At 58.8% G+C, this 21,494-nt stretch carries 15 protein-coding genes; 8 read left to right on the forward strand and 7 right to left on the reverse strand.

Annotation, left to right across the window (positions count from 1 at the left end):
* Window positions 1–314 precede the first annotated feature (314 nt).
* Entirely contained in the window at window positions 315–1,136 is an 822-nt protein-coding gene (gene tatC / locus AXK12_RS05410; RefSeq protein ID WP_068712245.1) for a twin-arginine translocase subunit TatC, read from the forward strand.
* On the opposite strand, the gene AXK12_RS05415 is transcribed toward tatC, so the two are convergent.
* Window positions 1,133–1,369 carry a hypothetical protein gene (locus AXK12_RS05415; protein ID WP_068712247.1) on the reverse strand — a complete coding sequence of 79 codons (237 nt, stop codon included), beginning with the start codon at window positions 1,367–1,369 and terminating at the stop codon, window positions 1,133–1,135. The two genes, tatC and AXK12_RS05415, sit on opposite strands and share 4 nt — an antisense overlap.
* A gap of 640 nt (window positions 1,370–2,009) precedes the next feature.
* Here AXK12_RS05415 and AXK12_RS05420 point away from each other — a divergent pair.
* A complete protein-coding gene (locus AXK12_RS05420) occupies window positions 2,010–3,962 on the forward strand; it encodes a glycoside hydrolase family 36 protein (RefSeq protein ID WP_068712249.1) in 1,953 nt (650 codons plus the stop codon).
* Window positions 3,963–4,104: 142 nt separating this feature from the next.
* Here the strand turns inward: AXK12_RS05420 and AXK12_RS05425 are convergent, their stop codons facing one another.
* Together AXK12_RS05425 and def are read right to left on the reverse strand one after the other, a co-directional pair.
* On the reverse strand, window positions 4,105–4,695 hold the full coding sequence (locus AXK12_RS05425) for an ATP:cob(I)alamin adenosyltransferase (RefSeq protein ID WP_068712251.1): 591 nt from the start codon (window positions 4,693–4,695) through the stop codon (window positions 4,105–4,107).
* Window positions 4,692–5,312 carry a peptide deformylase gene (def, locus tag AXK12_RS05430; RefSeq protein WP_068712253.1) on the reverse strand — a complete coding sequence of 207 codons (621 nt, stop codon included), beginning with the start codon at window positions 5,310–5,312 and terminating at the stop codon, window positions 4,692–4,694. Before def ends, AXK12_RS05425 begins: the two co-directional genes overlap by 4 nt.
* A gap of 83 nt (window positions 5,313–5,395) precedes the next feature.
* Between def and AXK12_RS05435 the strand changes: the two genes are divergently transcribed.
* Both AXK12_RS05435 and AXK12_RS05440 read left to right on the forward strand, forming a co-directional pair.
* Window positions 5,396–7,138, forward strand: a complete 1,743-nt coding sequence (locus AXK12_RS05435) for a hypothetical protein (RefSeq protein ID WP_156468890.1) — start codon at window positions 5,396–5,398, stop codon at window positions 7,136–7,138.
* Window positions 7,139–7,244: 106 nt separating this feature from the next.
* Window positions 7,245–8,723 carry a hypothetical protein gene (locus AXK12_RS05440; RefSeq protein ID WP_068712257.1) on the forward strand — a complete coding sequence of 493 codons (1,479 nt, stop codon included), beginning with the start codon at window positions 7,245–7,247 and terminating at the stop codon, window positions 8,721–8,723.
* 268 nt (window positions 8,724–8,991) lie between these two features.
* Here the strand turns inward: AXK12_RS05440 and AXK12_RS05445 are convergent, their stop codons facing one another.
* Window positions 8,992–9,720, reverse strand: coding sequence for a glycosyltransferase (locus tag AXK12_RS05445; RefSeq protein WP_068712258.1), 729 nt, complete (start codon window positions 9,718–9,720; stop codon window positions 8,992–8,994).
* A gap of 388 nt (window positions 9,721–10,108) precedes the next feature.
* Between AXK12_RS05445 and AXK12_RS05450 the strand changes: the two genes are divergently transcribed.
* The 4 genes from AXK12_RS05450 (at window position 10,109) to AXK12_RS05465 (ending at window position 14,899) form a co-directional block, all read left to right on the forward strand.
* Window positions 10,109–11,017 carry a phytanoyl-CoA dioxygenase family protein gene (locus AXK12_RS05450; RefSeq protein WP_082782674.1) on the forward strand — a complete coding sequence of 303 codons (909 nt, stop codon included), beginning with the start codon at window positions 10,109–10,111 and terminating at the stop codon, window positions 11,015–11,017.
* Between the two features lie 240 nt (window positions 11,018–11,257).
* On the forward strand, window positions 11,258–12,166 hold the full coding sequence (locus AXK12_RS05455; RefSeq protein ID WP_082782675.1) for a phytanoyl-CoA dioxygenase family protein: 909 nt from the start codon (window positions 11,258–11,260) through the stop codon (window positions 12,164–12,166).
* A 268-nt stretch (window positions 12,167–12,434) separates the two neighbouring features.
* Window positions 12,435–13,175, forward strand: coding sequence for a class I SAM-dependent methyltransferase (locus AXK12_RS05460; RefSeq protein WP_068712265.1), 741 nt, complete (start codon window positions 12,435–12,437; stop codon window positions 13,173–13,175).
* 581 nt (window positions 13,176–13,756) lie between these two features.
* Window positions 13,757–14,899 (forward strand): sulfatase-like hydrolase/transferase, encoded by a 1,143-nt coding sequence (locus tag AXK12_RS05465; RefSeq protein ID WP_068712267.1) that lies wholly within the window; start codon window positions 13,757–13,759, stop codon window positions 14,897–14,899.
* Here AXK12_RS05465 and AXK12_RS05470 read toward each other — a convergent pair.
* The 3 genes from AXK12_RS05470 to AXK12_RS05480 form a co-directional block, all read right to left on the reverse strand.
* Window positions 14,896–17,697: an AsmA-like C-terminal region-containing protein gene (locus AXK12_RS05470; RefSeq protein ID WP_231863554.1), complete on the reverse strand. Its 2,802-nt coding sequence runs from the start codon at window positions 17,695–17,697 to the stop codon at window positions 14,896–14,898. The two genes, AXK12_RS05465 and AXK12_RS05470, sit on opposite strands and share 4 nt — an antisense overlap.
* A gap of 144 nt (window positions 17,698–17,841) precedes the next feature.
* Complete coding sequence (locus AXK12_RS05475; protein ID WP_068712271.1) at window positions 17,842–19,947, reverse strand: DUF4340 domain-containing protein; 2,106 nt, start codon at window positions 19,945–19,947, stop codon at window positions 17,842–17,844.
* Between the two features lie 31 nt (window positions 19,948–19,978).
* Window positions 19,979–21,472, reverse strand: a complete 1,494-nt coding sequence (locus tag AXK12_RS05480) for a GldG family protein (RefSeq protein WP_068712273.1) — start codon at window positions 21,470–21,472, stop codon at window positions 19,979–19,981.
* Window positions 21,473–21,494 lie beyond the last annotated feature (22 nt).

Consider the following 21,494-nt stretch of genomic DNA (forward strand, 5'->3'; position numbering starts at 1 on the left):
GCGCCGTAAGCAGCAGCGCGGCCACGTTTGAAACGGGAACAGACCCTCGCTTGTGGAGGAGAAGCTCCGACCGCAGGGTCGGAGTTATTCACTTTCGCGCGCGATTACCGTAAATATCGGCGATATACAGGCCAAAGCGCCTCGCGCGTTGTTGGGGGCTGCTCGCGTTTGAAACGGGAACAGCCCCCCTGTCCGCTATGTGCACAGGGGGATAAGGATGCGTAGTTGTGCCGCGTGCGGTGTGGGCTGGACAATGAGCAGTACTTCGTTGCGGCTTAGCGGTCTGCCGCTACCCACCCTCGCGCCCTACGCTTTTGAAAAAAGACCACAACATTTTCTCCGACTCTGCCGCCGAAGCCGAGGTGTTGCGCGGTAAGCCGATGGGCTTCTTCGATCACCTGGAGGATCTGCGTTGGACGCTGATTAAGAGCGCGGCGGCGTTTTTGGTGTTTGCGGTGCTAATCGGGCTCTTCATGCGGCGCTTTAACGAAGTGCTGCTGTGGCCGTTGCGCTCGGTGCAGGCGGGAAATCCTGCGCTGCAGCTCGACCTGGGCACTGTTTCGATCATGGAGGGGTTTACCGTCGTCCTCCAAATGTGCTTTATGGGCGGTATCGTGCTGGCGGCACCGTTTATCCTGCTGTTTGTCGGGCAGTTTGTGAGTCCAGCCCTGACGGAGCGCGAGTATAAGGTCGTGCTGCCGCTGTGCGTCGCAGCGATGGTGCTGTTTTTGTGCGGTGCATGTTTCGGCTACTTCGTGCTGGTGCCCAGCACGCTCGCGGTGTCGGTCGGGCTAAACGAATACTTCGGCTTCGTGATGCGGTGGACGCCCGGGAGCTATTACGGGCTGCTGACGTGGCTCGTGCTCGGCGTGGGCGCGTCGTTTGAGTTTCCGCTGCTGATTGTGCTGCTCGTTTACTTGGGGCTTATGACGACGGCGACGTTAACCAAATACCGGCGGCATGCGGTCGTGGCGATTTTCGTTATCGCGGCAATCGTGACGCCGACGCCGGATTTTGTGACGCAAACGCTATTCGCCGCGCCGCTTTACCTGCTCTTCGAGGCGGCGGTTTTGGTGGCCAAGCGGGTCGAGCGAAGGCGCGAGGCGATGATGCGCGGCGAAGCGGTGGGCGACTAATCGAGCTTGGGCGGCTGCTCCGCTCCCTCGGCCTCGGTCGTACTCTCGCTCTCACTACTTGGTTGGGGCTCTGCGCTGCGCGTTGGCTGTTTGTACTCACAGCGCACGACCGAGCCCATCAGCATAATACCAAGGATGATTGCGAGGAGCTGAACGGGCAGGGCGACCCGCTGCCAATGTGAACGCAGCGGCGGGGGCGGTGGAGTGCTGAGCGGCGAGGGGACGGGCTGCATAGTGGACTTACTGTGAGGACGGCTCGACGACTATTCAATGCAAGTTGCCGAGCCATGTAAGCTAGTCCCGAAGTGCTTAAGACGTACCAAATGGCCTCAAAGCGGGAACCGCCTTGGGCGACTATAGTCATACGCTCGGCCACAGTTGATACATGCCGCACTCCAATTCATTGAACGAGCGATTGAATTCAAAACCTCAGTTAGGTTTTTTTATTTTTTGGAGACTTTTGTCTTTTCGCTGTGTTTCTGTCTGAATGACTTTAGGCGTTATGTGAGAGCGGCTACTCTCTCCTTTTTCTTAATGGTTTTTTCGGTAAATTTTATCTCTAAGGGGGGGGGTTATAGGACAGCATTATGGAGCTTTGATGCGCATACCGAGGAGATACTTAATCAAATCAATGAGGTCGTGAAACAAAGAGGGGCAGTAGTCCGCTTTGCGTGTACGCTCGTGATTTATTCCGATCATTTAGCCACCGCGCGTGCTTGCAAAACGACCCCTCCCTGTTTCCTCTCACCCTAGGTTCACTCGGATTGTTCCCTGAGTCAGTTGCTCCCTTCGTACCCCACATTTTGCTTTTGCAAGTTTGTTGTGCCCTCACGGCGAACTGCTTCACCTCCAAACCCCTAAAATACTGTAGCTATGCCCTCCAAAACCGGGAAAACGTTAGATTTCGCTGCCCTGCCTGATAAGCGATGGCCCGGGCGGCTGGTTGTCGGCGGTCAAACGCTCGATGATTTTGTTGCTGTCGCAGAGGAACCGTCCCCGGACGCTTCATGGACGGTGCGTGTGTTCCAGTCAACTTCAGTGCCAACGCTGCAAATCCGTGAGCAGTGGCGAACGATTGGTGCGGTTACTGAGTGGATCCCCACGCTCGTCAATAACAGCGCAGAACTCTCCGGCAAGATAACCGGGGTGCGCTCGCTCGCGGCGTCATGGCAAACGCGCGGCCCGGTGGATTTTTATGGTAACAAAGGCTCGGAAGCCGAGCTTGATGACTTTGAAGACCGCACGGAGCTCGACATTGACACCATTACACTGATGCCGAAAGGCGGCCGTTCGTCGGACGGTATTTTCCCCTTCTTCGCGCTGACGGACAGGAATGACGCCCTCGCCATCGGTATTGGCTGGAGCGGGCGCTGGGATGCCACGCTGCGTCATGCTTCCGGAAACCTTGAGGTTGATGTCGGGTTGCCACAGGTCGGGTTTGTGCTGCGACCTGGGGAGTCGGTGAGGCTGCCTTCGATCCTGTTGGCGCAGGCATCAGGCGCGAGTGCCGAGCAAATCCGCCGCGTGGTCCGTGCGCACTTGGCAAACCACGTCGTGCCAAAGCATCCCGCCGGGAAAATCCACAATTTCATCGCGCACGGAATGATGCATCAGTATCATGTGACCAAGGACGTCAGCGAGCAGATCGAACTCGAAGCGCTGGAGCGTGCTGCCGCACTGGGTTTTGAAGCGCATTGGGTAGATGCCTGTTGGTATGGGGACACGCCTGATTGGTCTGGGGAGGTGGGAAGCTGGAATGTCAGACGCAGTGATTTCCCGCGCGGTCTACGCCCGCTCAGTGACCGTGCGCATGAGCTCGGGATGAAGTTCATCTTCTGGATGGAGCCGGAACGGGCTAAACCGCACACCGAGTGGCCGCGTGCCCACCCTGACCTGTTCCTCAGTTTTCCGGGCGATCCGAGCGAGCATGTTGGGAACTTCTGGAAGGAAAATGTTCTGCTGCTGAACCTTGGCGATCCGCGCGCGGTGGATCTGGCCTTCGAGAAGATTTCCGCGCTGATTACCGAGTTCAACGCGGACATCTATCGTCAGGACTTCAACACGACTCCACTCGACGCCTGGTACGCTGCCGATGCCCCTGACCGGGTGGGGATGACGGAAATCCGGTATGTTGAGGGGCTTTACGCACTGTGGGATCGGATACAGGCTACGCACCCCGGTATCGTGATCGACAATTGCGCCTCGGGCGGGCGCCGAATTGATCTGGAAACCCTGCGCCGTGCGGTGGTGCTCACGCGCACCGATGCCGTTGATGTGGGTTGTAGAGCCACTCAAGAAGGCAAAATAGATATCGTTAACCAGGTTGAGTGCTGGGGGCTTGGGCACTGGCTCGCAGACCATGCGGTGCTGAACCACACCTTTGATGCCTATGGCGTCCGCGGTGCTCTCTGCACAGGGTTCATGGCCTACCGCGTGCTGCCGAAAGACGAGCATGACCCTGAGTATGCCGATGCTATCGCGGCAGTGGCCGAAATGAAACGCCTTCGGTCTTTCATGGCCGACGAGCGGATCGGCCTGATCGCCCCGGACTTGGAGAAGGAGGCTTGGATGGCCTACCAGCATCATCGCCATTCAAACTCAAGCGGGATCATCGTCGCGTTGCGCGGTCCGGGAGCCGACACGGATTCCGTCACCCTGCACCCGGAGTATATTGATGCCAACGCCACCTATCAGGTGACAAAATGGAATGACTATCGCGCAGATCCCCTCGTCCAGCTCTCCGGAGCGGCACTCAAGGAACTGGCCATAACCATCGCCCAAACACGCAGCAGCGTGCTGGTTGAATACCAGCGCGTTGACGGATAGAAGTTCGCGAGCCTCCTCTCGCTGCGCGCGACGAGGAGGCCGCTAAGGGGTAAGGGCGCGCGAGGGCTGCGTAGTATGACGGAGGCGAGTCCGGCCCCCTCGTGTTGTGCGCAGGTAGTTGGGGCGCTAAGGGGAAAAGGGCCTAGGCCGTTTCGGCCTCGCGGGCGAGCAGCCAAAGCAGATCGGAGAGCCGGTTGAGGTAGCGGAGGAGCAAGGGCCTTATTGCGTGGTGTTGTTCGGCGAGAGTGACGAGTCGGCGTTCGGCGCGGCGAGCAGTGACACGGGCTTGGTCGTAGGCGATTGCCAGTGCGTTGGCCCCGGGGCGTGCCCAGCCGTCGAATATGAGCCCGCGTGATTCGAGTTCGGCGATTTGCGCGTCGAGCCGGTCGAGGTCGTCATCGGTGAGTTTCTCGAACTTCGATTTTTCGTAGCGGGCGACTGCATCCGCCGCACAGGCGACCTCGCCCATGAGAGCGACGAGTGTTTGCTGAATCGCATCGAGTCGCATGCGGGGGGCGTTACTCGCGTTGGGCGACTGGTCGCCGTTTGCTGCATCGGCGACCGGTGGATGGGCGCGGGTGGCGAGCTTAGCTGCGCCGATTGCGACGTTGAGCTCGTCGAGTGTGCCGACGGCTTCAATTTGCGGGTGCGCTTTGGAGACGCGCTGGCCGTAAAGGAGGCCGGTGGTGCCGCCGTCCCCGCTGCGCGTGGTGATTGATGTCGGGCGTGTCACTCCTTGGCAGGCTTTGCCGCTTCGGCGATCGTGGCGGCGGTCTTTGCTTCGTCAGTTGAGGCGGCGAGTTGCTTGAGAGATTGGTCGATTTTTGTCCGAGTGCGTCGGTCGAGCCGATCGATGAAGAGGGTGCCTTTTAGGTGATCGGCTTCGTGTTGGATACAGCGCGAGAGGATTCCGGTGGTCGTGAGCGTATGCGCGACGCCGTGTTCATCTTGGTAAGAGACGGTAATTTTGTCGGGCCGCTCGACGTCGCCGCGAATTGGCTTTGCGCCGACTTTGGGGAAGGAGAGGCAGCCTTCCTCGTAAATCATGATTTCGTTTTGTGGGGCGAAGCTGATTTGCGGGTTGGCGATAACCATCGGCATGAAGAGGTCGAGCGGGGGGCTCGCTCCGTCGAGCTCCCAATCAAAATCGATCTTCGATTTGCGCACGTCGACGACGCAGAGCTGGATGGCGCGGCCGACTTGCTGGGCGGCGAGCCCGATGCCGCCGGACTGGTGCATGGTCTCGATCATCGCTGCGGAGAAGTCGCGTAGGGCGGAGTCGAATACAGTGATGGGTGCACCTTTCTCGCGGAGTAGCGGGGAGTTATAATAGACGAGGTCGAGGAGCATTAGGTGTAGTTTTTAGTATTTGTAGCGTTGTGTTCGCGCTGGGAGCGCGGCAATGCAATTACTCGATTTCGATCACCCTGCTTATGAGTAAAGCTACGCAAAGAACTGCTTTGGCTGCCACCGCGACTGCGCTGGTAGGCGCGGGGCTGGGCATTTTGGCGTGGCTTCTGCCAGTGAATTTGAAGTCGCTATCGCCTGCGCAGCTCGCTGCAGCAGGGCGGGGGACGACCGCACTTGAGGTACTCGGCGAGCGGTTCATCCACACCGAGAAGCTCGGGCCTGCGATGCTCGTTTTGGCGGCGGCGCGCGATTTGGGTGCTCCCGCGGCTGAGTCGCTTGCTGATCAGGCCGCTGCGCTCGCAGCAGCGCAGCCTGCGCTCGTGCCTTGGGGGGGCTGGGCCCCCGCGTTGGAGCCGATTTTGGGGCTTGGGCCGAGCCTGACTTTGAGCAGTGCGGAGGAGGCGGGGGACGGGGAGGATGCGGCGATAAAGACGACTCCTGTGCTGCAGTTGCTGATTTCTGAGTCGGCCCGTGCGGCTTTGCGCGCGTCGCTCGCGAGCTCTCGCTCGGTTGGCGTACAGACCGTTTTGGCAACGCGCGAGGTGGCGCAGACGGGCCGTTTCGTGCCTGCGCACCAGCCGGGGGGGCAACCGTTGGATGCAGTGATTTTGCTTTCGGCCCTGCTTTACCAGAGCGAGCAGTTTTCACCGGAGCTGCGTCGCGAGTTGCGTGAGCTTGCGGCAGTGGCCAATGAGCAGGACGGGCTTGGGCATTTGGAGGAGTTTTATATCGACCTGCTATCGCTTGCGCAGCGGCTGGACTGGGTGCAGCTCGCCGAGCTGGTTAGTCGTAGTGGCGGCAGCACGACGCTCGGTGAGTACGCGCATTTGGCGCGTATCGCCCCCAGCGAGTTGCCCATCATTTACACGGCAGCATTTTTCGCGGGCTCGGCAGACCGGGTGGCGAGCTACTTGATCCGCTACGGGAAGGTAGGCTCGGAGGATTTGCGCTTAGCACTTGGGCTAGGGGGTGGCGCGGTGCAGCAACTCGTTTTGCGCCAAGTGCCGATTAAGCACGCGACGACGCCTGCGCTCAGCGAGTTGGCGGACTTTAGTATACGGCATCCCGATTTCACGCTCGCGCTGAAGTACTTTGGCTATCTTGCGGCGGCCTTCCTTATTTTTCGCGGTGTCGAGCGCGGGCTACTCGCTCCTTTTTTGGGTAGAGGAGCGGTCGAGACCGACGGGCGAAAGTCCCTTGTCCAAAGTGGCTTGCTCGCTGTCTTTGCGGCGGGGCTTCTGATCCTCGCGACTGAGCCCTATTTGTTGGCTGCGACCGAATCGCTTTCCGAATACCGCTTTCGCATCTCAATCCCGCTGTTGGCCAATATAGCGATGCCGGTCGCTGACTCGGCTGAGGCCAGCGCGTCCACTACTCCCTCTATGAATACCTCTACTGTCGTTTCCATTGCTGTCTTCGCCCTGTTGCAAGTGGCGATCTACTTTGTGTGTCTGCGAAAGATTGCGGAAATCCGTGCGCAGACTCTCGCCCCGTTGCTCAAGCTGCGGCTGGTCGAAAATGAGGACAACCTCTTCGATAGCGGCTTGTACGTCGGGATGATGGGGACGGCGACTGCGCTCGTCCTCCAAGTGCTGGGCGTAATCGACCACAACTTGCTCGCCGCCTACGCCTCAAACCTCTTTGGGCTCGTTTGCGTGGCCTTGGTAAAAATCCGCCATGTGCGCGGGTTTAAAAACGCGCTCATTATCGAGGCCGAGACCGCCGCCGCCCGTGCAGTGCCTTCACCCGCGCCGGTGAGTGCCTAGTGGCTACTCATTTTCACCCCGCCCTATCGACGATGAGTTTTGTCGAATACTTAACCCTCTGACGATGCGCCAACGAGCGCGTCGCTGATAAAACCAGTCGAAGACTGTGAATAAGACGCTGCTACTAATCATTATCGATTTCCTCTTTTTAAACCTCATTGCGCTCACGCAGTGGGAGAAGGTGGAGGTGTCGCGCCCGCCGGTACCGCTGGGCCCGCAGATTGTTGCCGAGCCGGGCGATGGGCCGAGCCCGATTGAAAACGACTTGGTCGCTGCCATGCAGCTCTCGCTTGCCGATGAGGCAGCGCGGCGCGCGGCGCTCGCTGCCGAGCTTGGCACGCTTTCTGAAAACCTTGCGGAGCGCGAAGCCCAACTCGTGCAAACCGAGAGTGCGCTTCAGCAGCGCGAGCAAAACCTTTCACTACTCACCGAAGAGCAACGCGCCGCCGAGCTTGCGGCACGAGAACGCGAAGCCGAGGCGGCCCTGCTCGCCGAGGAGATTCAGCGTGCGCTCGCGCAGGCCCAGCGCGACGCCGCGCTCTCGCGCGAGCAAATGGAGCGGCTCCGCCGCGAACTCGAAATGAAGGAGGCCGAGGCCCAAGCCCAAGCTGCCGAGATGGCTCGACTCGAACAAGAACGTGCCGCCGAAGCGGCCCGAGTCGCTGCCGCGCAACAGGAAATCCAAGGACTCACCGTTGCCGTGCAAGTGGCCGAGCAAGAAAAGCAATTCCTCCAGCAAATGGCGGAAAACTTTCGCGGTCAGGCCGAGCTCGAACGCGAAGACCGCGTGCGCGTGCAAGAGCACACCGTGCGGCTGGCCCAAGGGATCGGCGAACTGGCTGAAGAGGCGGACGGACTTAAGCGCGAGATCCGTGAGAACCGCCCGATTAATGCGAACATCATCTTCGACGAATTCCTTAAAAACCGCGTCACGGTTTTCTTGAGTGCGTCGCGTCCTGGCGTCCTTGGCCAAGTGAAGCGCAACCGGCACCCGCGCAGCATCCTCGTTAACGATGGGGAGCAAATCTTTATCCTCCTGCACATTGAGGACAGCCCCTTCTCAGTTGCCGAACAGGCCTCGGACTGGGATCGCCTCAGAATTGCAGTTTCCAACTACGGGAATAACCGGGCGGAAGTTGAGCGGATTAGCTTTTTGGACTCCGACCCACGGCTCGTCGCGCTGCCGCTGACCCAAGAGCAGGCTGAGGCATTGGGCATGAAAATTTATAACCTCGCGAGTGATCCGTTTAAATTTCCCGAGGCGGTTTTGGTTTCAGGCGGCGGCGCAGGTTACGGGGAAACACCCTTTAAGTTGAATCCGGCCTACGCGAATTACGTGAAACTGGATAACCGGCTCATCAATCGACTTATGGGAAATTTTTCTCCTTCGCGCGGCGATTTGGTTTTTAGCAAAAGCGGCGAGCTTTTAGGGATCATGGTAAATAAAGACTACTGTGCGATCGTGACGAAGCTGGAGGCGCGGCATAGCATAAAGACGGGCGACAACATCCGCGCGCAGCAGACCCGCCATGTACTCAACTTTGTCGGTGGCCGCTACCGCGCCCTGCCTGTGCAGTTGTATTAGTGCGGGCTTTGAAATTCGGGTGACCACGAACCCAAGCGCAAGCCTCGCCGTTCGCGGCGAGGTCAAGCGAGGTCGTCGTCATATGGAGCCGAAGGCTCCCCTAACTTGTGGCGGAGAAGCTCCGACCGCAGGGTCGGAGTTCTTCACTCTATTTAAGCAGGCCACACGTAAGAAGCCCCGCTTTTACACAGACTCCCAAAGGAGCAGGGCGGGGCGGCATAATGATCTCTTGATTCAATAGAAGGTTCTATTTAAATTTTATTTATCCTTAGCGATAGTCTTTGAGTATTTTGTAGAGTTCTATTGGTGCTTTAAGGAAGTCGATAGGCTTAACTTTTGATGCAGATATATCTTTCCATCTCGTAAGTGAAAGCTCGTGGGTTTTTTCTAAAAATATAGCCTCTCCAAACTCTCGTTTTAGCCTCAAAAATAGTTCAACATAAAAAAGATAGTTGCTGATGAATTTTTCATTGAAGATTGTTTTAGCGATATCCTGTTTGAAAAATTTACTGCTGCATTGAGTGTCATAAATGAGAAGGCCAGTTGTGACTTTGACCACTGTGGCAAATAGACGCCCTAGGATATGACGATACCAGATTCTTTCTACTTGTGCTCCAGCGCGACGAACTCTTGATCCTAAAACAACCCATGGGGACTCCTCTTGGATGAATTTCTCAAAGCGACAGATTTCTGAAAGAGGAGTTGTGAGATCCGCATCCCAATACCCTAGGTAGTCGTAACTCGTGTGAGAAAGTGCCTCCCCTATCCCTCGTCTTACTGCCTCAGCTTTTCCACTGTTTTTCTCTAGAGAAAGCACAATTACTCTACCTACATATTGAGCAGAAAATCGCTTCAGAATGCTTAGCGTTTGATCAGTACTCCCATCATCTACAAAGAAAAGAGTGAAATTTGGATTACTAACAATGAAGTTCTCGTAACTTTCGATAGAAAGTCGTGACGCTTCGTTATAGCAGGGAATGATTAGTGCAAATTTCATTTTAATCTGAGATGGGACTCTCTGCCTGATGGTGCCCCAGGCAGAGAGTCAGGAGTGCCGATCTGGCTAGGGAAATGACTACGCTTCCGGCCAAGAAGGTCAGTAGGCTAACGTGTCATATTTTGATGGAGCCCCAGAGCGGCTTGCGCACAGCCGGCGTGACTGGCGCCACTGGCTGAACGGAGCTTTGTGCGGGGCGAATAAATGGGAGCCTCTGGGCAAACTGGGAACGTAGTCCAATATCATCCTATAGCCCATGGACCCGCATGCCTCGCTCTTTAAAAACTATAACGAGATATTATGGCTGTAGTTTTCAGGAAGTTGTAGGGATTTGGAGTGGATTTCTGGATGATCTGGGGTATGGACTCCGGCGGAATCCAGTTATCTCATGCCCCCACAAACACCCGGAAAAGAAACTCCTGTTAAGGAATACTCGGCGACTCAGCCTGCCGTGCTAGATGTCGTTAACGTAAATGAAGCCGACCTCGCTGCGGCGGCCGAGGCTTATCACCGTGATGGATATTTCATCGCCCGTGGCCTTTTTTCTCCTGAAGAGATTGCAGATATCAATGCAGTCTTTCACAAGATGCACGCCGACGGGGGAGTGCCCGGCTTTTATGAGCCTGGTAAGCCTTCGTATGCGGAGGTGCCGCTTGCTAACTATAAGGAGGATCCACTCGTGGTATGGACGCGTGTGATGCTTCCTCATCGGTTTAATGAGACAGCGCGTGCTTATATGCTGCATCCGAAAGTCCGCGTGTATCTGGAAAAGTTTATGGGTGGGGAACCTGTCGCAGCTCAGAGCATGTATTTTTTTAAGGCTCCCGGCTCACGAGGCCAGGCTATGCACCAAGACAATTTTTACCTCATGGTTGAGCCTAGCACTTGTATGGCCGCATGGACTGCGTGTGATGACGCCGACCCTGAGAATGGCGGCCTGATGGTCGTTCCAAATAGTGAAAGTAACGAATTGGTCTGCCCCGATGTTGCTGACACTACTGTGAGTCTGTCCGCACAGCGGGTGCCTATTCCTAAGGGGCAACGGGTGGTTCCTGCGGTGATGAAGGCGGGCGACACACTCTTTTTTAATGGAAATGTGATTCACGGTTCTGGCCCAAACCGGTCAAAAGACCGTTTCCGCCGTTCCTTCATTTGTCACTACGCGAAGGGAGACTTAGCCCGTATATCGCAGTTTTTCAATCCCCTTGTTTCGATGGATGGCCACGATCTTACGGTGGAAGGCAATACTGGTGGCGGCCCTTGTGGTGGCGCATGGGAAGGGGCAGCGGGGGCGTGATGCTGCCTGCTCTGCTCCCTTAGAGTTCGCTGAGCCTGTGTCTTGTTTCGTTAATTGGCAAAGCCACTCTTCGGAGTGGCTTTTTACTGCCTTTGTGAGACTCGTAAACTTACGTACAGCCCTCGCTTTTTAAAGAACTATAACAAGACCTTATAATTGTAGTCTTTAGGAGTTTGCAGGGATTTGGAGTGGATTTCTGGATGACTTGAGGTATGGACTCCGGCCGAATCCAGTTATCTCATGCCCCCACAAACACCCGGAAAAGAAACTTCTGTTAAGGGATACTCGGCGACTCAGCCTGCCGTGCTAGATGTCGCTAATGTAAATGAAGCCGACCTCGCTGCGGCGGCTGAGGCGTATCACCGTGATGGATATTTCATCGCTCGTGGTCTTTTTTCTCCTGAAGAGATTGCAGATATCAATGCAGTCTTTCACAAGATGCACGCCGACGGGGGAGTGCCCGGCTTTTATGAGCCAGGTAAGCCTTCGCCTGCGGAGATGAAGCTTGCTAACTATAAAGAGGATCCACTCGTGATATGGACGCGTGTGATGCATCCTCATCGGTTTAATGAGAAAGCGCGTGCTTATATGCTGCATCCGAAAGTCCGCGTGTATCTGGAAAAGTTCATGGGCGGGGAGCCTGTCGCAACTCAGAGCATGTATTTTTTTAAGGCTCCCGGCTCACGAGGCCAAGCTATGCACCAAGACAATTTTTACCTCTTGGTTGAACCTGGCACTTGTATGGCCGCATGGACGGCGTGTGATGACGCCGACCCTGAGAATGGCGGCCTGATGGTCGTTCCAAATAGTGACAGTAACGAATTGGTCTGCCCTGGTGTTGCTGATAATACTGTCAGTATGGCTCCGCATCGGGTGCCTATTCCTAAGGGGCAACGGGTGGTTCCTGCCGTGATGAAGGCGGGCGACACGCTCTTTTTTAATGGAAATGTGATCCACGGTTCGGGCCCAAACCGGTCAAAAGACCGTTTTCGACGCTCCTTCATTTGTCACTACGCGAAGGGAGACTTAGCTCGTATATCGAAGTACTATGACCCCGTCGTTGCGATGGATGGCCGCGATATTACGAAGGAAGCCAATAACGGTGGCGGCCCTTGTGGTGGCGCATGGGAAGGGGCAGCGGGGGCGTGACGCTGCCTGCTCTGCCCCCTTAGAGCTTGCTGAAGCTGTGTTCTGTCTCGTTAATTGGCAAAGCCACTCTTCGGAGTGGCTTTTTTACTGCCTTTGTGAGACGCGTAACTCACGCACAGCCTAAACTGTGTCGTTATTGAGAGTTTTAATAACTCGCTTTATGACGCAGAAAGAGGTTTTTTGGGCGGCTAATTCCCGCAAGATCACTTCACCGTAAGTTTATTGACACGAATGCTAACTACTCCTGTTTATTTAAACTAGGACTATTATGGAACTAAAAGAATACGCCAACATGGACCGTGTGGAGAAAGCCCACTGGTATAACGTTGGGAAGCGTGAGTTTGTACGCCGCTGGATAGCTAAGGTGCGCCCACCCAACAAAGATGACGTACTGCTGGACTGCGGGGCGGGAACTGGCCTTTTTGCCAAGGAAATGGAGGCGTATTGCCAAGTGCTCGCGCTTGATGCGCTAGAGCCCGCACTAGAGCTTTTGCGGCAACGTTTTCGCCCCGATCAGGTTATTGCCATGACGGGGAAGGATATCCCACTGCCCGGCGATTCGGTGAACTATCTGACCGCGCTCGATGTGGTAGAGCACATTGAGGATGACGTGACTGCCGTTCGGGGCTTTCATCGAGTACTGAAGCCCGGCGGGGTGGCTGTCATCACTGTGCCTGCCAGTATGCTTTTGTGGAGCGAGTGGGATGTCTCTTTGCATCACTACCGCCGCTACAACCGCAGGGGGCTGCTCGCTCTCTTTCCGAAGAGCGACTGGGAGATTCTGCACAGCAACTACACCAACTCGCTTGCGTTTCTCCCTGCCTTACTCCTTCGCAAGCTCCGTGGGCGTAAGCCTCAAACCGAGAAAGAAGAGTCGCGAACCGAGTTCCGCATCCCCCCGAGTTGGCTAAATAAGCTGCTAAAGTGGATTTTCGTAAAAACCGCCATGTCGCGCTTTCCTATGCCTTTCGGACTCTCACTAATCCTAGTCGCTCGCAAAAAAGGCTAGGGGGCCGTTCCTATTTCAAACGGGAGGCATCTGGCTCACGGCGCAGCCCGCAAAAGAGAAGCGGTTCACGACCGTCCGCGCGGTCAGTGACCGCTCTCTCTGAGCTTCCACTGCGCGTGGTGCGGCAGCGTGTCGCTGCACCCATTTACAGAGCCGCTTGGTTGCCGTGCATTCGCACAGCAGCCAAGCGGCTCTGTGAAAAGGACCCCAAACTTTGGGACGTGGACTTATCCGTGATTCTTCCCACTTCGGCCAAACGGGTTATCGCTCTACTTTCCCTTTCCCTACTCGTCCTGTCGCAACGCGACAGGGGGGAGTGCTTTCAAATTTGGGAATTGGTTTCGTCGCGAAGCGACGAGGCCAATTCCCAAATTGAACGGGTGCAGGCACAGCCTGCCGCCCCACGCGTAGTGGGAAAAAAGCGTATCAGCCAGCGCTAGGCGAGCGGCGCTTTCAGCGCTGCTCGCGTTTCAAACGCGAACAGACCCTAGGGAGCTGTGAAGCAGGGGAGAACGCTGTGCTATGAGGTGTTTTATGTGGCGTCGCGGTGAGTAGGGCTTTGGTTTTTTGTCAAACTGGGCATGCGTGATCGGCTTCCGAATATCTTGTGGATTGTGACCACGCAGTGGCGTGGGCAGGCCTGCGGGTTTGCGGGGGATGTGAATGCGCGGACGCCGTATCTCGATGCCTTGGCGGCGCAGAGCGTTGACTACACGCAGGCGGTGACGCCGCATCCGTTTGGGCCTTTTGCGCGGGCGGCGCTGCTGACTGGAGTCCCTTCGCCTGAAAATGGGGTGGGGACTTACTACGACCCGTTGCCGAGCGACGCGCGGACGATTGCGCATGAGCTGGGCGAGTGCGGCTACCATACGGCCTTTTTCGGGAAATGGCATTTGGCCGGTCGCGACCCGAATGAACCGCTCGTGGGCGAGGCACATGCGCGGATGCTGGTGCCGCCGGAGTCGCGCGGGGGTTTTGCGTTTTGGGAAGGGTTTGAGAGTGGTTTCCTGCTCAATGATCCGTGGTTGCATGGGACTGGGTTACCGGAGTCGCAGCAGTTTGCGGGTTACCAGAGCGAGGTTTTGTGCAGGCGCGCCGCGGCGTATTTGGGGGAGTCTTACGCGCATCGGCCGTATGCACCGTGGTTTGCGGTGGTGAGTCTGGAAGCGCCGCATCCACCGTATGCGGTGGCGGCTAACGGCTTTGAGCCGCTGCGGCCTGAGCAGGTCGAGCTCGCGCCGAATGTGCCGCGTGGCGGAGCGGTCGAGGCGCGAGCGAGGCGAGAGCTCGCGGGCTACTATGCCCATATTACCGCGACGGATGCGGCGATCGGGCGGCTGATTGCGTCGCTGCCGGATGGCGGAGCCGATACGGTCATCGTTTTTGCGAGTGTGCACGGCGATATGCATGGGGCACACGGGCTCTTCCGAAAGGGGTGGCCACACGAGGAGAGCGTGCGCGTGCCGTTACTTGTAAGGCATCCGCGTGAGGCCGCTCGCCGCGATGAGACGATGGCGGTGTCGTTACTCGATTTACCTGCGATGGTGCGGGCTTGGTCGCGGGGCGAGTTGTGGGAAGAGCGGCCTGTAACTGCGCAGATTTCGATGCCGTGTGTGGTGGACTTGCCCGAGCAGTGCGACCGGGTGTGGCGCGGGTGGCGCAGTGCTAGGGAGAAGCGAGTCTATAACGCGGATGGGTCGCTTTGGCCTCTCGGGTTCATTTAATTAGCCGGAGGTACCGTGGGCATTTCTTGTGGCGGAGCACTTGGTGGTGGTCCGTTGGCGGGCGGGGAGGGGGAGCTTGCGGGGGCATCCGAGGCTTGCTCTTCGGGGTTAGCGATTTCCTCGCTGGGCTGCGCGCTTTCGGGTGCGAGTTGAGCGGCTTCGCTTGTATCCCCGTTCCGTTTATCCGGGTTGGGGCTGAAGTGCAGGAAGCTCCATTGCGGCTTATCAAGTGGCCCGGTGAGCCGGACTTCGAGGGCATTGGAGACGGGAGTAAGCATCAGCCCGACGATGGACTTGAGGATGAATTTGCTCTCGCCGAAGGGGTTTACTCGGGCGCGGAAATCGAGGTTGCCGCGATCCATCGCGTAATGGCCGCTAGCGGTGATGGCGGAGTTGGAGCCGGTGATGTTGACCTCGGGGAAGACGAGTTTTTCACGCTCAACGGAGAAGCTCGTGAGCAGTTGGTTAAAGTTTAGCGAGGTGAAGCTGAGGAGTTCGGAGAGTAGGCCGAAGAGGTGGATTTGGCCAAGGCCGCGGCCCTTTAGCTCCATGTTCCCCGAGCCGATGAAGCTTAGTGGATCGTGCGGGTTGCCCTCGGCGGAGAGGTCGAGGGCGAGGGTGACATTGGTGTTTTTCTCGACGTTTGGGGGCGGGTCTTCTCCGCGTCGCCGTGCGAAGTACTGGCTTAAAATGCCTGTCCAGCGGTAAAACTTTCCCTCTGCGAGGCTGAGGTCGAAACCGAGTGTTTGCGAATCGCCTTGGCCTTGGAGGTGTACGCGGCCCGAAACGATGCCCTCGGCGAGCCCTGCAGAGAGCGAGTCGACGAGGAGAGTGTCGTCGTCGATCGTCGCCGTAAAGTTGAGCCCATTGAGCGGGAAGTCGTAGAGCGAGAAGTCGCCGCGCGTTCTGCCGTGTAGGGTGAGGTGCCGCTTGCCGTGTGCGGCGACGTAGCCTGCCGCTTCAAGTGTGATGGGCTCGGCGAAGTGGAAGGGGGCAATCGCAGCCTGTACTTCGGGGCCGCTGAGCGCGCCGACTCGTTCTAGGTCGAGCGTCGAGGTAAAGTCGAAGTCCTGCCGTGCGAGCTGCTTCGTAGTTGGGTCGTTGCGACGAGTGAACCAGCCGCGTGCGGACTGTGCGCCGTAGCGTACCGCGACTTCCATCGCGTCGTAGTAGTTGGGCCGCACATAAATGCGCGTACGGACGTGGTGGAGGGCTGCCCCGTTGATGTTTGCATTGGGTACATCGGCGTAGACGAAGACACGGCTGTAGTGGGGATCGCCCCAACGGCCTTGTACGTCGACCGAGGCAGTCGGCGGGTTTTTGGGGAAATTAAATTTTTGCCAGAATTCGCTCCACCAAGGCCGAAACCAAGCGGCGATGTTGAGTGGGTCGAGTTGACCGCTTAGGAGGAAGCGAAAGTCGTGAGTGGCGAGGTTATGGGAGTAACTGCCGCGCGCGTGGTTGGGGCCGACTGCGGCGTAGGCGAGCGGTGCCTCGAAGCGGCCATCGGCTAGGCGTACATGCCCACCGATTTGGTCAAAGGTGACACCGCGTGCGAGGACGGCTTGGGCGTCGAAGTCGCCTTCGAGCGCGGTGAAGTGTCCGTCAGCGAATCGAGCTTCGAGGTCGATATCGGGAGGAGTGCGAAGTGTGAGGAATCGGCCAATATCGGCTGCCGTCCACTCGCTGATGAGAGCGATAAGGCTCGGTGCAAGCTGTCCGCTGGCATTCACTACAGCGCTGTGGTCAGCAGTATCGACTGTGGCGGCGAGGCTGAGCGGCGTGGCCTCAACTTCGAGTCGTGCACTGGCGCGGAGTTGAGGCCAGGCGTTGAAATCGGCGCGCAGTGAGAGGTTTTGTGCAGTGAGGGGCGCAGCACCGGCGAAGTGGAGCGCGCGCAGTTCGGCCTCTGTAGTGTCTGCGCTAAAGCGAAGCTGGGCGGTGTCGATTTTCCCGAAGAGCTTGGCACGTAGGCCGACGAGCTCGATGTCGCGCTCAGCTAGTGCGGGTGCGCGAGCGCTTGCATTTTCCGTGAGCAGCGGCAGCGCGCTGAGCGGCAGCGCGAGTGAATCAAGCTCAAGCGAGAGTTCGGCTGGACTGGGCTCTTCGCTGTGCAGCGGGATGCGGGTCGTCGCACGAAAGCGTTTTAGGGAAAAGGGGAGTGCCGCTTCTTCGGGGGCTTCGTAACCGCTGCCGCTAAGGGTGAGTCGCGCGACTGCGCCCGCTGTGCTGGAGGGCGCGAGATCAAGATCGAGCCGAGCCTCGCTCAGGCCGGCAGTCCACTGCGCGAGCTCGCCAAGCCGCTGACAAAGCTGCGGATAGTAACGAGCAAAGAGCTCCACGCTGAGTGGGGCTTCTCCCCGTGGTTTGGCGTGGCGAAGGAGCAGACGTGTGTCGACGCTGCCTTTTGCGGAGATGGCCAGTCCGTTCAGCCCGCCGATGCGCGCGCTGAGTTGAGTAATATCGAGCTGGTGAGCGTGTGTACTGAGGGCGAGTTCGGCGTGTTCAATGAGCGGTTCGCGCGTACCGCTGCCACTGAGTGAGGCGGGGATGTAGAGCGCGAGGTCGCTGGCGCGCATGCTGTCGGCTTTGAAGCGGCGCGTGAGCAGGGCCCATGGATCGAGCTGGATGTAGACGGAGCCGATGCGGGCGACGGGCTCGGAAAACTGGGGGAGCGAGAGCCGCAGGTCCTCAATGACGATTTGGCCCGTGGGGTCGAAGCGGGTTTTACCGAGTTGCGCGGTGATGTCTGCGCGTGCGAGTTGCCGCTCCAGCGAGTGCAGCAAAAAAGCAGGCATCGGCATTTGCTTGGTTGCGGCGGCATAAATCTGAAAGCCGAGCAAGCCCAAGAGCCCGAGCCAGAGCGTCCAGCAGCAGAAGCAGGCTAGGCAGTAGCGGCAGAGCTTTAAGCCTTGGGCAAACACAAGTGGAGCAGCGGGGACTTAGTCTTCTTGATTTGGCGACGCGTTCGCGGGTGCCTCCTCTGTGGAGGAGGAGGGAGCCGCTTCGCTCACAGGGTGAGCTTCGCCCGTAGAAGGCGGCTCGGCTGGAGTCGTTTCCTCAGTGCTGCGCTCGCGGTAAGTGAGTGGCCAAAGCGCGTCGAGGAGGGCTTGGTTAATTGCGAAGACGAGGCCGAGCTGGGGTGAGCCCGCGAGTTGGAGGTCGCCACCGAGTCGTTCGGTGAGGAATAGGCTGCTTGTTTCGCTTTGCTCGTCGCCGTGTCCACTGGGGAGTCGCACGGTAGTATCGAGCCGCCAACGCCAGGGGCGCTCGGCTCCGGCGGCGAAAACGGTTTCCGAGAAGTGGTCTTGGATGAAGCTCGCCGCTTCGAGTCGGCGCAGTGTGGCGAAGAGGCGAGTACGTTGGCTCGCAGGCGGAGTCTCGCCGTCGCCTTTAGCGGGCGTTTCAGCCGCTGCAGCTTCATCGTCCACACTCGTTTCAAACACGATCGCTCCACTGTTTAGATCGGTGAGGGTGAGCGAGTGGAAGCGGGCGGTTTCGGGGAGTTCGCGCAGGAGGTGTTGGCGATAGTTGAGCGGATCGGGTGCGGTTTGTTCGAGGAGTTCGGCAGGGATTGCGTAGACGAAGCGCGCGTTACTCAGCCGAGCGTAAACCTGTGGGCTGGGCTCGGTGGGGCGCCCGATTTGTAGGTGTAGGGTTTGGGGTTCGGCCACGGGGCCGAGGGCACTTTCTCGCTCTGTGTTTAGCGAGTTTGCGGGGGGATTGAGCGTGAGTGTGATTTTGCGCTCGGGGCGGTTGAAGCCCCAGTTTTCCAGGTCGGCGTCGCTGGGTGCGTCGCTTACGAAGCGTTGTGCGGAGAGGCGACGCAGCGTTTGGATGAGCTCTCGCATGCGCTGCGGATCGACGGGTTGGAGTTGTGGCCCTTGGGCGGTGTTGCTGCGGATGATCTGCCAAGTGTGCTGTCCGTCGGCACTGCTGCGCAGTTGTTGGAGCGTGAGTGGAGCTTGGTTGGGCGCGCTGAGGGTGACTGCGGTTAGGGCTTCGGGCGCAAAGTCGAGGATGCGCGGTTCGCGCAGCGTATCTTGCGCGTTGCGCAGCGTGTTTAGCAGTGGCTGGGGAACCTCGACGACGAAGCGGGTCGTTTTGCCTTCGAGCGCGGCGACGAAGGAGACTGTGCGCGCTTCAGCCTCGCTGGCGGCGGTGGGGGCGGCGGCTTCGATTTCGTTTAAGAGGATGAGGGTTTCTTGGCGGTTGTTACCCACGAGGCTGATGCGCAGCTCGGCATTGGTGGTCGGAGTGCTGGGGCTGGCTGTCCCGGTGGGCAGGAAGTGGTGAACGCGCAGGGCGTTGAGGGCAGCGATGGTGAGCTCGACTTGGGGTTTATTGGCGCGGGCGATGATGGGGGCTTCGAAGCTCCAGTGTTTGCCGTCTTGGCGGATGCGCACGCGGGAGGCGGAGGCGTTTTGGAGGGTTAGGCTGCGCGCTTCGAACAGTGGGATGGAGAAGACATCGTCGGTGCGCAGTTCTTCGAGTGGGAGGTTGAGGCTGCGCGCGAGGCTTAGGCCGACGACGTGCACGCGGTCGCGCTGAGGGGAGAGCAGGTAGAGCCGGTTGCCGACCTTGGTCTCGTCGCCGACTTGGAGGGTGATGCGTTGTGGCTCGGTGTGGGTGGCAGGGATGCTGCTGATCGGTGTGCTGGCGGGAGTAAACTCGATGGTGAGGCGCGGGGGCTCTAGGCCGTAATCAGCGAGCGATTGCTTGTTTTTCTCCAACTCGGCGACGCTGAAGCTGGTCTCATGTTCCAGAAACTGGAGTTCGTTAAGGATGCGGTTAACGGCGTGGGGATTGGCGGGCCAGTCGATGGGGGAGGTAAGTGACCATTGTGCGCCGCTGCGGACGAGTTCGATGGTGGTGAGGCTGGGGCCGCTGATGCGCAGTTGTTGAATGCTTGCAGTTTCGGGGCCGAGCACGCGGCGGCGCGCCTCGCGTTGGGCTTGGTCAGTGCGCCAACCGCGCTCGAATTTAAAAATAAAGACGAAGAGCGCGGCGTTTAGGAAGATGAGGACGAGGGTGACTTTGGTGCGCATGTCGGAGTGGCAGGGGCGGGCTGGTCGTTATTCAATTTCGCCGCGACCAGTAGACGATGAGGCCGAGTGCGGCGGTGGCGAGGGGCAGTGCAAAGACGAGCAGGCTGCGCAGCTTGAGCAGTTCGCGTTGGTCGAGCGAGAGTTGGAAGCGCTCAATCGGGCGCGGCGGGATGTTGAGTTGTGCGTCGCGGTCGATGCTCCATTTTACAGCGTTGAGAAAGAGGCTTTGGTTGCCGGGCGTGGCGATGCGGTGGTTGGCGACGAGGTCGCCGGTGCCGATGACGACGATCCGCCCGCTGCGTACGCTGAAGGGCAGGTTCCCGCGTGCTTGCACACGCTCGGAGGCGGCGACGAGGCCGAGGCGATCTGCGGGCGCGAGGTTGGGTTGGCCTTTTAGGTCAATGCCTGGGTTGTAGCCCATCGGGCCGCGTTGGCGGTAGCTGACTTCGCCCCAAGCGGTGGGGGCAGTGGCCGCGAGCACGGAGACTTCGAGCCCGCCGCCGATGCTGCGGCCCGGGTCGGGGCGTACGCTGCGCGCGGCACCGATGCGCAGCGGCAGTCGGTAGTCGATGAGTGTACGGGTGATAGGGTGTGGGGCGAAGTGGCGGACGATTAAGTCGCCATTATCGGTGTAGCTGGAGGCTGCGGAATCGCGCACGAGGACGTCGTCAACGAGGATGCCCCAGTCGTAAAATAAGTCGTCGAGCCCGTGTGCGATACCTGAAGCGCAGAGCACGATGAGGCGGCCTTCGCGTAGGCTGAGGTAGTCGCGCAATTGCTCTTGGGTGTGCGGGTCGTAGCGGCCTTGAGGCGTGGCCGCGATGACGAGGTCGGCGTCTTCGGGGACGCCACCGGGGGCCGGAAGGGCGAGGAGCTCGATGGCGTAGTTGCGCAGTTTGAGTTCGCTGGCGAGGCCGGAGAGGCCGCGCGCGGGGTCTACATCGTCGGGGCGTAGCTCGCCGTTTCCGGTGAGGAAGTAGATTTTTTTGCGCGCCGGGTTGGAGACGCTGAGGATTGCGGCGGTGAGGGCTTGTTCGCCACGAAAGTCTTTTCGCTCGCGTTCGGAGACGCCGTAGAGGTCGGAGAGGGCGACTTGTTGGCGGGCTTCGCCGCAGAGCAGTAAGATGGTGTTGGGCTCGGCGAGGCCGAGCTGGCCGGCGATGTGGTGCTGGCGGTAGATGTCGATGAACTCGGCGGTGATCGGGCCGTTTGGGTTGTTTTGGCTGGCGTAGCTGTACTCGCGCAGAAGGCCGCGCAGGTCGCGATAGGCTTGGGCGATTTCGGGGTTTTCGTCGTTCTCGCTGAGCGTGACGACGATGCGGACTGGGCGCTGGAGTCCGGCGAGGTAGGCGCGCGTTTCGGGTGAGAGCGAGTGGAGTTGCTGGGCGGTGAGGTCGAAGCGCCAAGCGTAGCTGCGCGCGAGGTAGTTGAGCCCGCTAAAGAGGCTCACGAAGAGCAGGGCTTGGAGCAGGAGGTTACAACTGCGGAGCCAGCGTGCGGCGCGAAAGCTGTCGGGCGAAAACATGGCGGGCGTGTTTGGGCTTTCG

The sequence above is a fragment of the Cephaloticoccus capnophilus genome (genome assembly GCF_001580045.1).
In the GTDB taxonomy this organism is placed as follows: Bacteria; Verrucomicrobiota; Verrucomicrobiia; order Opitutales; family Opitutaceae; genus Cephaloticoccus; species Cephaloticoccus capnophilus.

Excerpts from the sequence above, each read along its gene's own strand:
- AXK12_RS05465 (WP_068712267.1), top strand. The coding sequence starts at position 13,757 with ATGCGTGATCGGCTTCCGAATATCTTGTGGATTGTGACCACGCAGTGG.
- AXK12_RS05455 (WP_082782675.1), top strand. The coding sequence starts at position 11,258 with ATGCCCCCACAAACACCCGGAAAAGAAACTTCTGTTAAGGGATACTCG.
- AXK12_RS05470 (WP_231863554.1), bottom strand. The coding sequence starts at position 17,697 with ATGCCTGCTTTTTTGCTGCACTCGCTGGAGCGGCAACTCGCACGCGCA.
- AXK12_RS05480 (WP_068712273.1), bottom strand. The coding sequence starts at position 21,472 with ATGTTTTCGCCCGACAGCTTTCGCGCCGCACGCTGGCTCCGCAGTTGT.
- AXK12_RS05460 (WP_068712265.1), top strand. The coding sequence starts at position 12,435 with ATGGAACTAAAAGAATACGCCAACATGGACCGTGTGGAGAAAGCCCAC.
- AXK12_RS05415 (WP_068712247.1), bottom strand. The coding sequence starts at position 1,369 with ATGCAGCCCGTCCCCTCGCCGCTCAGCACTCCACCGCCCCCGCCGCTG.
- AXK12_RS05445 (WP_068712258.1), bottom strand. The coding sequence starts at position 9,720 with ATGAAATTTGCACTAATCATTCCCTGCTATAACGAAGCGTCACGACTT.
- AXK12_RS05420 (WP_068712249.1), top strand. The coding sequence starts at position 2,010 with ATGCCCTCCAAAACCGGGAAAACGTTAGATTTCGCTGCCCTGCCTGAT.
- AXK12_RS05450 (WP_082782674.1), top strand. The coding sequence starts at position 10,109 with ATGCCCCCACAAACACCCGGAAAAGAAACTCCTGTTAAGGAATACTCG.
- def (WP_068712253.1), bottom strand. The coding sequence starts at position 5,312 with ATGCTCCTCGACCTCGTCTATTATAACTCCCCGCTACTCCGCGAGAAA.
- AXK12_RS05435 (WP_156468890.1), top strand. The coding sequence starts at position 5,396 with ATGAGTAAAGCTACGCAAAGAACTGCTTTGGCTGCCACCGCGACTGCG.
- AXK12_RS05475 (WP_068712271.1), bottom strand. The coding sequence starts at position 19,947 with ATGCGCACCAAAGTCACCCTCGTCCTCATCTTCCTAAACGCCGCGCTC.